Annotated in this window: 12 protein-coding genes and 1 tRNA gene; 9 read left to right on the forward strand and 4 right to left on the reverse strand. The window is 67.0% G+C overall.

The features are described 5' to 3' along the window. Positions 1–52 precede the first annotated feature (52 nt). Positions 53–1,033, reverse strand: a complete 981-nt coding sequence (locus RAD16_RS30060; protein WP_458161444.1) for an NAD(P)H-dependent glycerol-3-phosphate dehydrogenase — start codon at positions 1,031–1,033, stop codon at positions 53–55. Positions 1,034–1,035: 2 nt separating this feature from the next. Beyond that, positions 1,036–2,109 carry a tRNA (adenosine(37)-N6)-threonylcarbamoyltransferase complex transferase subunit TsaD gene (tsaD, locus tag RAD16_RS30065; protein ID WP_458161445.1) on the reverse strand — a complete coding sequence of 358 codons (1,074 nt, stop codon included), beginning with the start codon at positions 2,107–2,109 and terminating at the stop codon, positions 1,036–1,038. A gap of 151 nt (positions 2,110–2,260) precedes the next feature. Here tsaD and RAD16_RS30070 point away from each other — a divergent pair, with 151 nt between their 5' ends. From RAD16_RS30070 to RAD16_RS30090, 5 genes are all read left to right on the forward strand, one after another. Next, positions 2,261–3,019: a uroporphyrinogen-III synthase gene (locus tag RAD16_RS30070; protein WP_458161446.1), complete on the forward strand. Its 759-nt coding sequence runs from the start codon at positions 2,261–2,263 to the stop codon at positions 3,017–3,019. 65 nt (positions 3,020–3,084) lie between these two features. Then, a complete protein-coding gene (locus RAD16_RS30075) occupies positions 3,085–4,353 on the forward strand; it encodes a COG4223 family protein (RefSeq protein WP_458161447.1) in 1,269 nt (422 codons plus the stop codon). A gap of 35 nt (positions 4,354–4,388) precedes the next feature. Continuing rightward, positions 4,389–6,173 (forward strand): heme biosynthesis HemY N-terminal domain-containing protein, encoded by a 1,785-nt coding sequence (locus RAD16_RS30080; protein ID WP_458161448.1) that lies wholly within the window; start codon positions 4,389–4,391, stop codon positions 6,171–6,173. A 98-nt stretch (positions 6,174–6,271) separates the two neighbouring features. Further along, positions 6,272–6,347: transfer RNA gene (locus tag RAD16_RS30085), tRNA-Thr, on the forward strand. 182 nt (positions 6,348–6,529) lie between these two features. After that, complete coding sequence (locus RAD16_RS30090) at positions 6,530–6,922, forward strand: hypothetical protein (protein WP_458161449.1); 393 nt, start codon at positions 6,530–6,532, stop codon at positions 6,920–6,922. Positions 6,923–6,997: 75 nt separating this feature from the next. Here the strand turns inward: RAD16_RS30090 and RAD16_RS30095 are convergent, their stop codons facing one another. Then, a complete protein-coding gene (locus tag RAD16_RS30095; RefSeq protein ID WP_458161450.1) occupies positions 6,998–8,065 on the reverse strand; it encodes a polysaccharide deacetylase family protein in 1,068 nt (355 codons plus the stop codon). A 253-nt stretch (positions 8,066–8,318) separates the two neighbouring features. Here RAD16_RS30095 and RAD16_RS30100 point away from each other — a divergent pair, with 253 nt between their 5' ends. Further along, a complete protein-coding gene (locus RAD16_RS30100; protein WP_458161451.1) occupies positions 8,319–8,627 on the forward strand; it encodes a hypothetical protein in 309 nt (102 codons plus the stop codon). A 187-nt stretch (positions 8,628–8,814) separates the two neighbouring features. Beyond that, on the forward strand, positions 8,815–9,030 hold the full coding sequence (locus tag RAD16_RS30105) for a hypothetical protein (RefSeq protein WP_326896903.1): 216 nt from the start codon (positions 8,815–8,817) through the stop codon (positions 9,028–9,030). A 94-nt stretch (positions 9,031–9,124) separates the two neighbouring features. Here the strand turns inward: RAD16_RS30105 and RAD16_RS30110 are convergent, their stop codons facing one another. Beyond that, a complete protein-coding gene (locus RAD16_RS30110; protein WP_458161452.1) occupies positions 9,125–10,813 on the reverse strand; it encodes an MFS transporter in 1,689 nt (562 codons plus the stop codon). Between the two features lie 148 nt (positions 10,814–10,961). Here RAD16_RS30110 and RAD16_RS30115 point away from each other — a divergent pair, with 148 nt between their 5' ends. Beyond that, positions 10,962–12,335: a hydrolase gene (locus RAD16_RS30115; RefSeq protein WP_458161453.1), complete on the forward strand. Its 1,374-nt coding sequence runs from the start codon at positions 10,962–10,964 to the stop codon at positions 12,333–12,335. A gap of 33 nt (positions 12,336–12,368) precedes the next feature. After that, a complete protein-coding gene (locus RAD16_RS30120; protein WP_458161454.1) occupies positions 12,369–13,736 on the forward strand; it encodes a cytochrome P450 in 1,368 nt (455 codons plus the stop codon). The last annotated feature ends 1 nt before the right edge of the window (position 13,737 follow it).

Genomic DNA, 13,737 nt, shown 5'->3' on the forward strand with positions numbered 1-13,737 from the left:
AGACCAGCGTGCACGGGCCGTGAAGTGCTACCTGCGATGCGCGAAGCTGCGGCTATTGCTCGGCCCTGAACGGCCGCGTCAGCAGCCCTTCGATCGCGGCGTCGATCGTCAGTCTGCCGTCGAGGATGGCGGCGACCGCCTGTGAGACCGGCATGTCGACGCCTCGCGCGGCCGCGAGCTCGACCAGCACCGGCGCGGTGAATGCACCTTCCGCAAGCTTGCCGGCGGGCGCGGCCTCGCCCCGACCGAGCGCGATACCGAGCGCGAAATTGCGCGACTGCTCGGTCGAGCAGCTCAGCAAGAGGTCACCGAGGCCGGAGAGACCCGAAAGTGTCTCCGTGCGCGCGCCACAGGCGCGGCCGAGCCGCGCCAGCTCGCTGAAGCCGCGCGTGGTCAGCGCGGCGTGTGCGGAGGCGCCAAGCTTGCGGCCGACCACGATGCCGGCGGCAATCGCCAGCACGTTCTTGGCAGCGCCGCCGATCTCGACGCCGCGGACGTCGGTGGAGTGATAGGGACGGAAGGTCGGCGAGCCCAGCGCCTGCACCATCGCGCTCGCCAGGGCCTCGTCCTTTGCCGCAAGCGTCACTGCGGTTGGCAAGCCTCGCGCGACGTCGTCGGCAAAGCTCGGGCCCGACAGGATCGCCGGCTGCGCGTGCGGCGCGGCCTCCGCGATGATGTCGGTCATGAATTTATGGGTGCCGTGCTCGATGCCCTTGGCGCAGGCGACGATCGGCACCGGCTTCGCCAGATGCGGGGCCAGCATGTTCACCGCGCCGCGCAGGTGCTGCGCCGGCGTGACGATCAGCAGCATGTCGGCGCGTGCGGCTTCGGCGAGCTCGTGCGTGACAACGATCTCCGGCGCGAGCTTCACGCCGGGCAGCCGCGGATTGTCGCGGGTCGATGCGATCCGCGTCGCGTGCTCTGCACTGCGGGCCCAGAGCGTCACGTTCCGTCCGGCCCGTGCCGCCACGGTCGCCAGCGCCGTGCCCCAGGCGCCGGCCCCGATCACGGCGACGGACTGGAACGCAGTCATGGCTAATATCCCGCCCGCGTCTTGCCGTAGCCCGCGGGTGCCGTCGCGTTGGCGTCGAGCAGCCAGCGGGCGCGGGGCTGAGCTTCCATCGTGTCGGTCAGGCCGAGCGCGAGGCGTTCGGCGCCGGCCCAGGCGATCATCGCGCCATTGTCGGTGCAGAGCGCGGGCGGCGGCATGATGAGTTGCGTGTCGGCCTCGCGCGCGACGCCGTACAGGGCGCCGCGGATCGCATGATTGGCCGCGACACCGCCGGCGGCCACCAGCGCATTGGGCGCGCCGAACCGCTCGCGGAAAAGTCGGAGACCGACGTTGAGACGATCCGCCGTCGAATCCAGCACTGCGGCCTGAAAGCTCGCGCAGAGATCGCTGATGTCCTGCGGCGTGATCTCAGCCAGCCGGCTCGCCTCGGTGCGGACCGCCGTCTTCAATCCTGAGAGCGAGAAGTTGGCATCGGGACGTCCCTGCATCGGCCGCGGAAACGCAAAGCGCATGGCATCGCCGTTTGCCGCCGCGCGTTCGACCTGCGGGCCGCCCGGATAAGGCAGGCCCAGCATCTTCGCGACCTTGTCGAAGGCTTCGCCGATGGCGTCGTCGACGGTGGTGCCGAGCCGCACATACTGACCGACGCCGGTGACGGCGACGATCTGGGTATGACCGCCCGAGGCGAGGAACAGGCAGTAGGGAAATTCGATGGCGTCGGTGAGACGCGGCGTCAGCGCATGCGCTTCGAGATGGTTCACCGCGATCAGCGGCGTGTCGTGCACCATCGCGATCGCCTTCGCGGTGGTGAGCCCGACGATGACGCCGCCGATCAGGCCCGGCCCCGCAGCGGCGGCGACACCGCTGAGCTGGGCGTAGTCGATGCCGGCCTCGTGCATGGCACGGTCGATGATGCCGTCGAGGACATCGACATGCGCGCGCGCGGCGATCTCCGGCACGACGCCGCCGAAGCGGGCGTGCTCCTCGATCTGGGACCGCACGATGTTGGACAAGATCTTGCCGGCCCCGTCGGGTGCGCGCTCGATCACGGCCGCGGCGGTCTCGTCGCAGGTGGTTTCGATGCCCAGCACCAGCATTGGTGAATCGTTATCCAATTTGGGCCCTTGCGCTCATCCGTAAAGCAGAGTTCTGGTACGTCCGGTAGCATTCCGGGGTCGGCTTGCGCAATCGTCACGCGCGGCCGTCCCGGTGAATGCGTCACCGTCACGCGGTTCGGGAACACACGCGATGTCCATTCTTGTCACACGGCCGCATCCCGACAATGAGGCGACGGCAGAGAATTTGCGCGCGCGGGGTCATGTGGTGCTGCTCGCGCCGGTGCTCAAGTTCGAGCCGGTCGCCTTTCATGACGAGAGCGAGGCGGGCTACAGCGCGATCATCGTCACGTCGGCCAATGCAATCCGTGCCGTCGCGCCGCAATTGCAAGATTCTGGCTTAGAGAACCTTGGCCTTTTGGAGCTGCCGCTGTTTGCGGTCGGCGAGCACACTGCGACCGCCGCACGCGATGCCGGCTTTGCCGAGGTGATCGTCGCCGGCGGCGATGCCGCTTCCCTGCGCGACAAGGTCATTCAAAGTGCGCGCGACAAGGTGCTGAAGAAGGGCACGCTGCTTTATCTTGCCGGCGCGGATTTGTCGCGCGACCTCAGCGGTGAGCTCGGAGCCCAAGGATTCAGCGTGGTCACGCAGACCACCTATCGCATGGCGCCGGTCAAGCATCTGCCGCGCGAGGTCTGCGAGGGGTTTGCCGCCCATGGCGTCGAGGCGGTGCTGCATTACTCCCGCCGCAGCGCGCGGGCCTTCCTGGAGGCGGCACGGGACGAAGGTGTCGAAATCTCGGCGCTGGCGATCCCGCAATGCTGCCTGTCCGAGACGGTCGCGGCGGTGCTGCGCGATGCCGGTGCGTCGCAGGTTCTGGTGGCGGCGTCGCCGGACGAAAATGCCTTGTTTGGCACCTTGGAGCGTGCTTTGCGGACCCGTTTGGCGTAAGAGGTCGGGCCGAATCCGACGCAATCGGGTCCGTTTTGGGCATGCAAGTGTGAGGAACCGTCACGATGGCCGACGACAAGCCTGAAGACGCAGGACTGGCCCCCGAATCCGGCCGCGCCAAGCGGACCCCGCCCACCATCGACCTCGAGGCGACCGAAGTCTCCACCCAGCCGCAGGAGACGGCTGCTGCGTCCGAGGTCCAGTCGGGGCCTGAGCAGGCTGCGGTTGACGAAACGAAGTCCGAAAAGGTCGAGGCTGAAGAGGCCAAGTTGGAAGAGGTCAGGTCGGACGAGGTCAAGTCTGAGCCGCAGCCCGAACGGACCGAGGAGCAGCCTTCCGTTACGGCCGCGCCGGTTTCGCCGTCGATTTCACCCTGGGTCATTGCGCCGTTCTCGGGCGCTGTCGCAGCCGCGCTGGTGATCGGGGTCGGCTGGGTGCTGGGCTGGCCTGCCGTGCAGGCGCCGCCGGCCGCCCCGCAAGTGACGAGCGCGACGGTCGACGCGCTGAGCGGCCGCGTTGCCGCGGTCGAAGCCAAGGCCGGCAAGCCCGCGCCTGATACGGCCATGGTGGCGCGGATCGACGCGCTGGAAAAATCAGCCAGCGCCCTGCGCAGCGACATCGCTAATCTGCGCGCGCAGTCCGACAAGACCGCGTCCGCTCTGAACGATGCCAAATCCGCGCCGCGCGATGCCGCTGCTTCGTCCGCCCTTTCAGCGCTGAGCGATCGCATTGCCCAGCTCGAGCGGGCCAGCAAGTCCGAACGCGCCGAGCTCGCGCAGCAGGGCGAGAAGATCGCCGATGCAAAGGTGATGGACGACAAGCCGCTGCGCTATGTGGTCGTCGCCTCCCTGCTCGACGTGGCCGTGCGCCACAATGATCCCTATGAGGCGCAGCTCGCTGCCGCGCGGGCGCTCGCGCCCAAGCCCGACATGCTGAAGCCGCTCGATGTGTTCGCGTCCGCCGGCATCCCGACGCCGGTCGCGCTGAGCCGCGAGCTGCTCAACATCGTGCCGAAATTGACGCCGCCTGCGGAAGCCCCGAGCGCCAACGCCGGCATCGTCGAGCGCCTTCAGGCCGGCGCCTCGAAACTCGTCCGCATCGAGCGCACCGATGGGGTCGGCAACGACCGCGGCGCCATCGTCGCGCGCGTGACAGCGGCGGCGCTTCGCAATGATTTCACGGAGGCGCGGCGCGAGCTGAAGACGCTGCCCGAGGCCGATCGCGCACCGGCCCAGGCCTGGCTCGACAAGATCGATGCGCGAGACGCTGCGCTCGCAGCCTCACGCAAATTCGCCGACGATGCCATGGCCGGTCTCACCAAGCCTGCTCAATAAGATTCGCGCAACAAACTGCGCGTATAGGGATTGCCATGCTTCGCATCGTCCTCTTCCTTGTTCTGATTGCGCTCGCAGGCGCCGGCGCGGCCTGGATTGCCGATCAGCCCGGCGATGTCGTGATGACCTGGGGCGGTTATCGGGCGTCACCGAGCATTCCGGTGTTCGTGCTTGGCCTCGGCATATTCGCCGTCCTGATCGTTTTGCTCTGGAGCCTCGTGACGATGCTCTGGCGCGCGCCGGGGCGTCTGCGCTGCCGCAGCCGCGAGAAGCGCCACGCCCGCGGCCGCCACGCCATCACCCACGGCCTGCTTGCGATCGGCCATGGCGATACCGCGCTGGCCCGCCGTCACGCCGATACCGCACGGCGGCTGGCCACAAACGATCCGCTCGCGCTGCTGCTGCACGCGCAGTCGGCTCAGCTCGAAGGCAATCGCGACGAGGCCCAGCGCGTCTTCCGCGTCATGGCCGAGCGCGAGGATACCCGCCTGCTCGGCCTGCGCGGCCTGTTCATCGAGGCGCAGCGCGCCGACGATGCGGTCGGCGCCGTCATGATCGCGGAGGAAGCGATCAAGCTGTCGCCGTCCTCGACCTGGGCCTCCCATGCGGTGCTCGGCTTCCGCTGCGCGCGCGGCGACTGGAGCGGTGCGCTCGCGATCCTCGATTCGAATCTGTCCGCGGGCCAGATCGACAAGCGGGCCTATCGCCGCCAACGCGGCGTGCTGCTGACGGCGCGTGCGCTCGAGCTGCAAACGATGGACCGCGATGTCGCGCGCGAGAGCGTGATGGAGGCGATCAAGCTGGCGCCGACCCTGGTGCCGGCCGCAGTGCTCGCCGCGAAATTCGAGAGCGAGGCGCATCAGGTGCGCCGCGCCATGAAGCTGGTCGAAGCCGCCTGGCTCGCCAATCCGCACCCCGACCTCGCCGACGCCTATGCGCATGTCAAACTCGGCGATTCCGCGCGGCAGCGCTTGCAGCGGGTCGAGACGCTCGCGGCCAAGACGCCCGCCGACAAGGCCGGTCACATCGAGGGCCAGCTCGCGATCGCGCGCGCCGCAATCGACGCTTCCGAGTTCGCCCGTGCGCGCGCCGTGCTGGCGCCTTACGTCAACGATCCGACCCAGCGCGTCGCGCTGCTGATGGCCGAGCTCGAGCGTACCGAGCATGGCGACGGCGGCCGGGCCCGCGCCTGGACCCTGCGCGCCGTGCGCGCCCGCCTCGATCCGGCCTGGACCGCGGACGGCTATGTCAGCGACCGCTGGCGCCCGGTCTCCCCGGTCACCGGCCGGCTCGACGCCTTCCAGTGGCAGACGCCGGTGGCGAGCCTGCCGTCCGACAAGGGCACCACGATCGAATCCTCGGCCTTCGAGGAAGCCATGCTGGCCGCCCCGCCGCCGAAGCGGGTGACCGCGGCCCCAAGCGAAAGTCCTGTGGAACCGGCCGTGATCGCGCCGGCGCCGGTGCCGGCCGCACAGGACAATTCGCCCCCTGAGGCCAACGAAGCACCCAAGGAGACGGTCAAGGAAACGACCAAGGAAGTCGTCACGGAAGAGCCGGTGGTCACGCCCGCCGAGCCGGCCAAACCGGCCCCTGAGACCGCCGAATCATCGCCGCTGGCGGCAACGCCGGTGTTCCGGACCCGCGCCGACCTCGGCAAGCCTGCGCAGGCCCCGATCCAGACCGTGATTCCCATCATTCGCGCCCCTGACGATCCCGGAATCGATGATGACGGCCCGAGCGATGAATTTACGGAACAAATCGGCACGCCCAAGGCCCAGGCCGGCGGCTGGCGCGGATTCTGGTCCCGCTGGGGCGCCTGAGGGCATTTCGCCTCCGGCTTGTCCTTGCCAATTCGGGCCATGCCCGATATCAGGAGCGCGCGTATCGGGGCCGGCATCGCCAGGTCCCGGCAGGGTTCGCCGCAATAGCTCAGTCGGTAGAGCACGTCATTCGTAATGACGGGGTCGGGGGTTCGAATCCCTCTTGCGGCACCAGCCCCTCCCTTGTCCAGCCCGGAGACATAGGTAACGGATCGTACCTAAGACATGGGTGACAACCTCGTGCCGAACGCGGTCCTGCGGGTTCGAATTGTGCGGCAGTTCATGTGATGCCAGTCACATAATCCCGGACGCATCTCCCGTAGTGTCACGGTCACGCAAACACGGGGAGATTTCATATGCGCAAGATCATTCTGGTTGCCGCCATGGTCCTGGCCTCTGCATCTGCCCATGCGGGCGATCGTAGCCTGTCGCTGTCAGGGGCGGCTGGGCCGACCGTTGCTCCGCAAGCCACGACGACCACCGCCCCGACGACGCAAATCAGCGACGTCGCGCCATCAGTCGAAGCACCGAAATATGTCGACCGTCCGCCGGCGGTGTCGGCGCCTGCTCCTGCGCCCGCCCCCGCTGCGGCGACCGCTCCTGCTGCGACTTCGACCACGATCACCGCGGCGCCGGTCGCGACGACCAAGCCCGCGAAGACCGCAAGGGTGGAGAAGCCGAAGCGCAAACGCGAATGGACCGAGCGCCGCATCATCAGCGAGCTGCATCGCCACGGCATCTATTGGTAAGGTAGCCAACCGCACCAAAAGCAAATGGCCGGGCAACAAGCCCGGCCATGCGCGTATCGGAGGAGCGTTTCGCGCTTACTGCGAGACCGTCTGCACCACGCTCGAGATTGGGCGCGTGGTCGTGCTTGCGGTCGGCACCTTCATGTCCTTCATCAGCACCTCGTCATATTCCGGCAGCGACTGAAGCGTCGTCTTTGCTTTCATCTGCACGACCTTGTAGCCGCCGGCCTTGAGGCGCGCAAGCAGCGCCGGCATCGCTTCGCCGGTGTGCTTCTGGAAGTCGTGCATCAGGATGATGCCCTTGCCGAGCTTGTCGAGCCGCGTCATCACCGTCTCGATGATCTTCTCCGGCGTCGCGCCCTTCCGGAAGTCGAAGGAGTCGATGTCGGTCGAGAACATCGCGACGTTGCGGGTGCCGAAATAGCTCACAATCGCCGGATTGTGCTGAAGCTGCGGGAAGCGGAAGAACGGCGCGGGGTTGGCACCGAGCGCGAATTTCACCGCGCTGATGCCCTTCTCGACCTCGTCCTTGGCCATCTGCTCGGTCATCTTCTTGCCGTTCAGATTGACGTGCGACCAGGTGTGGGTGCCGACCGTGTGGCCCTGGGCCAGCACCTGGCGCAGGATTTCCGGATGATAGGTCGCATGCTTGCCGACCGAGAAGAACAGGCCCTTGGTGCATTCATCCGCGAGCGCCTTCAGCACCGCGGGCGTGTTCACCGGCCAGGGACCGTCGTCGAAGGTCAGCACGACCTCCTTGTCGGTGAGGAAGTCGAACTGCTTGAAATGGTCGAAGCCGAAGCCGGGGCCGCCGGTGGTGTCGATCTCGACCACGCGGGAGACGCCCAGGGCGTTCGGATTGGCGCAGGCCTGCTTCGGCTGCACCGGCATGATCGGGGCGGATGCCGGCGCAGGCGCGGGTGCCTGGGCAAGGGCCGTCGGCCTGGCCGCGATCGTCGCGGTGGTCGCGACGTCGTCCTTGGCGGCGAGCTTCGCCTGTGCCGGCAATTGATCGGCGGCACGGGCGGCAACTGTCTTGGGAGCGCCCTGATCGGCGCGCGAGGAATAATAAAACCAACCTCCGGCGGCGATCACGACCGCCGCAACTACACTGGCCAGCATCAGGCCCAACGCATTACGCATCGCTACTCTTTCCAATTACGCAACCAAACCGGCGGAATCCCCCGCGCGACGAGCCATTAATGCGAAGGAACAGTTAACGTGACACCAACACGACAGCGGATGCGCAGGAATTTCAGCGAGGTGCGCCAAAGTGACCGATGTCACAGTTGGGGTGCGGCTCGTGACCGTCATCACAGTGGAAACTGTTTTGCTGGAGCATCGTAGTTCCCATCAACAACGGGGCCCGCTACGGCGGCGCCAATGGGAGCTTCAAATGACCCCCTCGCTGAACACCAAGTCCCTGACCAGCAAGATCCGCGACACCAGCCTGGCGCTGGGCTTTGCCGCGATCGTCTCGATCATCTCGACGACCTCGAGCTTCGCCTTCTCGGCCGAGGCGCAGCAGCAGTGCACCGGCGATGCCTTCCGCCTGTGCTCGTCGGAAATCCCCAACATCCCGAAGATCACCGCGTGCATGATGAAGCATCGTTCGGATCTGAGCGCCGGCTGCCGCGCTGTGATGTACAAGGACCTCGCCAAGGGCGCCTCACGCAAGGTCGCTGACGCCCAGGACAGTCAATAACAGACAGTCAGTAAGAGAACGGGCAACGTCGCAAGCGTTGCAATCGACGAGCTCCCCTCGCGATGCGCTCCGGCGTCAAGCCGGGGCCACGCGGTGGCGCCAATCAGCTTACAATAAAGCCGTTGCGGCTGAGGGATCGTCGCACTAGCTTCGCCCGCACATTCTTCCGGGTAAGAGGCATTGTGCGATGACCAGATTTCTTTTCATTCTTCCTTTGCTCCTGTGCGCATCGGCCGCGTCAGCGCAGCAGCAGCCTGGCCACGATGCCTGCGCGCGCGACGTCACGCGCTTCTGCCGTGCCGTGATGAACAATGGCGATGGCGCCGTGCTGGCGTGCCTGAAGCAGAATCGCACCAAGCTGAGCAAGGCCTGCGACAAGATGCTGACCGATCACGGGCAGTAAGACGTGACGTCGTAGCCCGGATGAGCGCAGCGATATCCGGGACGCCTGGCCCCGCATGTCGCTTCGCTCATGCGGGCTACGTTCTGACAAGAACCTAAGTGCTGCTCCCCGCCGCGGTCGCGACCACCGGCAGCACTTCGCTCTTGGCGCGATCCGGCGTCTCTTCCTTCCAGCGTACCGAGCCGAACGGCCGTTCCAGCATGCGGCGGATCCGCACCGGATCGGGGCCCATATGGAAGTCGATCGCCTGCTGATGCAGCGCGCGCTCGGACTGGGTCGAACGGTTGCGCTGGCGCAGATAGTCGAACCAGGTCGGGCAGTGATAGCGCTCGGTCCACAATTCGGGATCGGCGATGTCGCGCGCGATCGACCAGCCATAGGCGCCGTTGCGCTGCCGGGAGAGCTGCACGTCCTGCATCACATTGTGGAAGGCGCGCGCGTTCTCCTGAGACACCCGGTATTCGATCTCGACCACCAGCGGCCCGCTGCGGCCGGTGATCGACAGCTTCACCTCGGGATCGGCCAGCACGTCGGCGTCCTCGTTGCGGGCACCGACGCGCGGCATCGCCAGCCAGATCCCGAGCAGCGGCGAGAGCAGCATCAGGCCCGCCGCAACCAGCAGCGCGACCTCGACGCCGGCATAGTCGGTGAGATGACCCCATCCCCAGGCGCCGATCGCGATGCCGCCGGAAATCGAAGCCTGGAACGCTGCAAGCGAGCGGCCGGCGACCCAGCGCGGTGCCGAGAGCTGCACGCCGATATTGAACAGCGCGACAGCCGCCATCCAGACCGCACCCGCGAGCACCAGCGCGGCCGCCGTCAGCACCGGCTCGTTGCTGACGGCCAACGCGGCCATCGCGAAGGCCATCGAGAGGGTGCACGCGCGGATTGCGGCTTCGCCGCTCATGCGCTTGCGCAATTCGTGGATGTTGAGCGCGCCGACCACCGCGCCCATGCCGAAGGCACCGAGCATGATGCCGTAGGTCTGCGCACCGCCATGCAGGAGGTCGCGCGCGACCAGCGGCATCAGCGCCATCACGGCGCCGCCGATCAGGCCCATCACCAGCGTGCGCAACAGCACGATCTTGATCGGCGGCGAGTTGGTGATGTAGCGGAAGCCCGAGACCATGGCGCGGTTGAGCTTTTCCCGCGGCAGGCGCGACGGTTCGACCGAGCGGCGCCACATCAGCAGCACCACCAGCAGCGGCAGATAGAGAATCGCATTGCAGGCAAACGCCGCGACTGCGCCGAGCGAGGCGACGATGACACCACCGACCGCGGGACCGAAGCTGCGCGCGATGTTGTAGCTGATGCCGTTGAGCGCGACGGCCGATGGCAGGGCTTCGGGCGGCACCTGCTCGCTGACCGAGGATTGCCAGGCCGGGCCGAACAGCGCATTGCCGCTGCCGACGACGAAGCAGAAGGCGAGCAGCGTCTCCGGCGTGATCAGCTTGAGCCCGGCCAGGATCGTCAGCGCGGTGGCGCCGGTCAGCGCGATCGCGAGCGAGACCAGGGTGACGACGCGGCGGTCATACATGTCGGCGATGGCGCCGGCCGGCATCGAGATCAGCATGATCGGCAGCATCAGGGCGGTCTGCACCAGCGCGACCTTGTCCGCCGAGGCCGCCATCTGCGTCATCGCCCAGGCCGCGCCCACGCCCTGGATCAGGAGGCCGAGATTGGAGAGCAGGCTGGCGAGCCAGATGCGCCGGAATACGGTGTACCGCAGGGGTGCGGTGATGCCGTCGCCGGCGAATTTCTGACGGTTCGGCTGCTCGGTCATATCCCCTTCCAAATGGGCTGGCAGAAGTGGTCTTGGAGTGGTCTTTGGGTGATTCCGGCAAGTCCAGTGATGCCCGCGAAAGTCCTTCGCTGTCCAGTGCTTAGGCCGGTATAAGCGGTGCAAAGATGGTTTTGCCGGGGAGGAACAGATGAAGCTGTCGCGACGGACGATCTTGCTGGGCGCCGGCAGCTTGCCTTTCGCGGTTGCGAGCTTGCCGACGGGCGCATTGGCGCAATCGGCGCCGATCGCGGCGTCTGTCCCGGAGCCGCCTCCGATCCTGTTCGTGCACGGCAATGGCGACTACGACGCGCTCTGGATCACGACCCTCTGGCGGATGGAATCCAACGGCGTCGCGCGCCACCGCATGATGGCGATCAATTTCACCGATCCCAATGCGCGCACCGACGACAAGGTCGAGCAGGCGGGCCGTTCCTCGACCGAGGATCAGCGCCGCGAGCTCGCCGCCGCGATCGCGGAATTGAAGCGCCGTACCGGCGCACCTCGCGTGGCGCTGGTCGGCAGCTCGCGCGGCGGCTACGCCATCCGCAACGTCATCAGAAACGGCGGCGCCGGCGATGTCAGCCATGCCGTGTTGTGCGGTACGCCCAATCACGGCGTGTTCGCGACCGACGACCAGCCCAGCAACGAGTTCAACGGCCGCGGCGCCTTTCTGCGTGGCCTGAACGAAGGCGAGAGCGAGGTGACGCCGGGTGTCGCCTTCCTCACGTTGCGCAGCGACGGCATGGACAAATATGCGCAGGCCGACGGCCGCTTCATCGGCAAGCCCGGCACGCCGACCGGCGTCACCGCGGAAGGGCCGGAGTTGAAAGGCGCGACCAATCTCGTGCTCGGCGCGCTCGATCACCGCGAGGTGGCGTTCCACCCGCGCGCCTTCCGCGAGATCTACAAATTCATCGCCGGAGGTGAGCCCGCACGCATCGCGATCGTCCCGGAACAAAGTGTCAGGCTGAGTGGCCTCGTCACGGGCGCGCCCGGCGGGGTCTCGACCAATCGCCCGGTTACGGGTGCAACCGTCGAGATATTCCGCGTCGATCCTGATACCGGCGAGCGCAAGGGCGGCCCTGTCCATATCGCGAAGACCGGCGCCGACGGCCGCTGGGGGCCGGCACAGGTCGATCCGTCCTGGTCGCTCGAATTCGTCCTGACCTCGCCGGATGCGCCGACAACGCATATCTACCGCTCGCCATTCCCGCGCTCGTCCGACGTCGTGCATCTGCGGCCTGCGCGCCCGCTCGGGCCGGCGGACAAGGATGCCGGAGCGGTCGTGATCATGTCGCGGCCGCGCGGCTATCTCGGCATGCCGCGCGACGTGGTGCTGCTCGACGGCAAGGAGCCGGCCGACGTCAAGCCGGGCGTGCCCACGGATTCGGCCGCGACCTTGCGGCTCTCGCCAAGCGAAATCGGGCGTAACATCGTGGCCCAGTTCGGCGAAGAATGGATTGTGGCACGCGCCTGGCCCGCCGCCGAGAACAGGATTGCGATTGCCGAGCTGACTTACTAGCTATCTGCCTGCGCTACATCTCGGGAGTGAGCCATGAATATCGCCAGCGTGCGTCGGCCCATCACCCCTCCGGCTCCGCCGCGTGCGCCCGACGACATGACGTTCCTCGGCCGGGTCGCGCTCCTCCGGCAGAACATGATCGCGACCTGGGGGCAGCGCGCCTATGAGGAAGAGGTCATCAAGGGACGCTTCTTCCTCCATAACAGCTTCATCCTGAACCAGCCGGATGCGATCCGGCACGTCCTGCTCAACAACTACGAGAATTACACGCGCACGCCGGCCGGGATCCGCATGCTGCGCCCGGTTCTCGGTGAGGGCCTCCTGATCGCGGAAGGTCATTCCTGGACGTTTCAACGCCGCACGCTTGCGCCTGCGTTCACGCCGCGCGCGACTGCGAATCTCGTCCCGCACATGACGGCCGTGCTCGACGAGACCATTGCGAAGCTCGATACGCAGACCGGCGCGCCGGTCGACCTGCGCGAGATCATGCAGCGCATGACGCTGGAGATCGCCGGGCGCACGATGTTCTCGTTCGGCATGGACCGCCACGGCGCGACCTTGCGCAACTTCGTCATGGAGTATGGCCAGCGGCTGGGACGGCCGTATTTCCTCGACATGCTGCTGCCGGTGTCGTGGCCGACCCCGATGGATTTTGCCCGCGCCCGCTTCCGCAAGCGCTGGACCGAATTCGTCGCGATGCTGATCGCCGAGCGGCGCAAGATGGGCAAGAAGGACGGCGCGCCGCCGCGCGACCTGTTCGACCTCATGGACGAAGCGCGCGATCCTGAAACCGGCAAGGGTTTTTCGGACGAGCAGCTCGTCGACGAGGTCGCAACCATGATCCTCGCCGGTCACGAGACCACGGCGACCGCGCTGTTCTGGGCGCTCTATCTCCTCGCGCTCGATCCGGAGACGCAGGAGGAGGTGGCGTCCGAAACCCGCGGTGAGCATCTCGACAGCATAGCCGACATCGATCGCCAGAAATTCACCCGCGCCGTGATCGACGAGACCACGCGGCTCTATCCGCCGGCTTTCCTGGTCGCGCGGGCTGCGCGCGAGAAGGACAATGCCGCCGGCGTCGAGATCGGCAAGGGCGACATCATCATGATCGCGCCGTGGCTGCTGCACCGGCACGAGAAGCTGTGGGACCAGCCGAACGCGTTCATTCCCAAGCGCTTCATGTCGAAAGAGCCGCCCGACCGCTTTGCCTATCTGCCGTTCGGCGCAGGTCCACGTGTCTGCATCGGCGCGCCGTTCGCGCAGGCTGAATCCGTGCTGGCGCTTGCCCGGCTGATTGGCGCCTTCCGCGTCCAGCTCGCCGACAAGGCTCCGGTGATCCCGCTCGGTGTCGTCACGACCCAGCCGGACCGTTCGCCCCTGTTCAACATCACCCGTCGGTGAC

Source organism: Bradyrhizobium sp. 18BD, assembly GCF_054185225.1.

What these genes read in the sequence shown, in the direction of transcription:
- RAD16_RS30060 (WP_458161444.1), bottom strand. Translation starts at nt 1,033, where the DNA reads ATGACTGCGTTCCAGTCCGTCGCCGTGATCGGGGCCGGCGCCTGGGGC.
- tsaD (WP_458161445.1), bottom strand. Translation starts at nt 2,109, where the DNA reads ATGCTGGTGCTGGGCATCGAAACCACCTGCGACGAGACCGCCGCGGCC.
- RAD16_RS30070 (WP_458161446.1), top strand. Translation starts at nt 2,261, where the DNA reads ATGTCCATTCTTGTCACACGGCCGCATCCCGACAATGAGGCGACGGCA.
- RAD16_RS30075 (WP_458161447.1), top strand. Translation starts at nt 3,085, where the DNA reads ATGGCCGACGACAAGCCTGAAGACGCAGGACTGGCCCCCGAATCCGGC.
- RAD16_RS30080 (WP_458161448.1), top strand. Translation starts at nt 4,389, where the DNA reads ATGCTTCGCATCGTCCTCTTCCTTGTTCTGATTGCGCTCGCAGGCGCC.
- RAD16_RS30090 (WP_458161449.1), top strand. Translation starts at nt 6,530, where the DNA reads ATGCGCAAGATCATTCTGGTTGCCGCCATGGTCCTGGCCTCTGCATCT.
- RAD16_RS30095 (WP_458161450.1), bottom strand. Translation starts at nt 8,065, where the DNA reads ATGCGTAATGCGTTGGGCCTGATGCTGGCCAGTGTAGTTGCGGCGGTC.
- RAD16_RS30100 (WP_458161451.1), top strand. Translation starts at nt 8,319, where the DNA reads ATGACCCCCTCGCTGAACACCAAGTCCCTGACCAGCAAGATCCGCGAC.
- RAD16_RS30105 (WP_326896903.1), top strand. Translation starts at nt 8,815, where the DNA reads ATGACCAGATTTCTTTTCATTCTTCCTTTGCTCCTGTGCGCATCGGCC.
- RAD16_RS30110 (WP_458161452.1), bottom strand. Translation starts at nt 10,813, where the DNA reads ATGACCGAGCAGCCGAACCGTCAGAAATTCGCCGGCGACGGCATCACC.
- RAD16_RS30115 (WP_458161453.1), top strand. Translation starts at nt 10,962, where the DNA reads ATGAAGCTGTCGCGACGGACGATCTTGCTGGGCGCCGGCAGCTTGCCT.
- RAD16_RS30120 (WP_458161454.1), top strand. Translation starts at nt 12,369, where the DNA reads ATGAATATCGCCAGCGTGCGTCGGCCCATCACCCCTCCGGCTCCGCCG.